The following is a 1,001-nucleotide window of genomic DNA, read 5'->3' on the forward strand; positions in this document are numbered from 1 at the left end:
GGCTGCGTGGCAAGCACTTGCCCCGGTCCCTCCTTGAGCAAGTTCGGATGGCGCCGGAAGCGGTGATGGCTGTTCGTGGTCTTGTGATAGGCCCGCTGCGGTTGCACCAGCAGCCGCTCCTGCCGCAAGATATCAAAAAGCCCATCGCGCCCCATTTTGATATTTTCCCGGGAAAAGGCTGCACCGAGCATGCTATGCAGCTTGCGCGTGCCGATGCGCGGCTGGCGCAGGCGTATCGGCTGCACCAGCTTGACGACAGTTTGTGCCCTGTCCAGGCACTGTCGCTCACGCTGACGGCGCTGGTAATAGGCTTGGCGGCTGATGCCGACACAGCGGCAGGCCCGCTCGACGCTTAATCCTTCAACTTGCTTGCGCGCGATGACCTGCCCAAAGGCTTTTTTACCGGCACCCCGTACTCGTCACGCAGGACGTCGAGAACCGCTTCGAACAGCGCGGATTTCTGTCTTTCTTCCTTGAGTTGACGCTCCAACTCCTTGATGCGTTGCTCTGGCGTCAGTGGCTTGCTCGGCTTGTCTGTCATCATCGCGCTCCGTTGGCTTCGGCCCCGTGGATGCGTCCAATCCTGCAGGCCGTGTTTACGACACCATACCAAAACTGTCGACCGACCCTGTATTCCGTAGCGCAGTTGCGCCTGCCTGTACGTCATCTCGCCTTTTTCCACCTGCTCGACAACGCTCAATTTAAAAGCCAGACTGTAATCGCGCTGGCTGCGCCTAAACCCTTGTTCCATTTGACACTCCTTCTCTGCATCGAAAAAGTGTCAACTTATTCCAGGATGGGTCACTGGAATGAAAAAAGCCGCAAACTCGTGAAAGTTTGCGGCTTTTTTGCGAATTAGGTAATGGTGCCCACGAAGGGACTCGAACCCCTACACCCGAAGGCACATGGACCTGAACCATGCGCGTCTACCAATTCCGCCACGTGGGCATTGTGCTGCTTGTTACTACTATCTTGCTACTGTACTGCGGATCACAACAATC

At 56.5% G+C, this 1,001-nt stretch carries 1 tRNA gene and 1 pseudogene; both read right to left on the minus strand.

Annotation, left to right across the window (positions count from 1 at the left end):
* A pseudogene (locus D109_RS1000000134765) lies at positions 1–751 on the minus strand (IS3 family transposase); the annotation flags it as partial.
* 112 nt (positions 752–863) lie between these two features.
* Positions 864–948, minus strand: a tRNA-Leu gene (locus tag D109_RS0100015).
* Positions 949–1,001: the final 53 nt, after the last annotated feature.

Origin of the sequence: Pseudomonas sp. PAMC 26793, from assembly GCF_000313235.1 — a bacterium.
Lineage (GTDB): Bacteria > Pseudomonadota > Gammaproteobacteria > Pseudomonadales > Pseudomonadaceae > Aquipseudomonas > Aquipseudomonas yamanorum.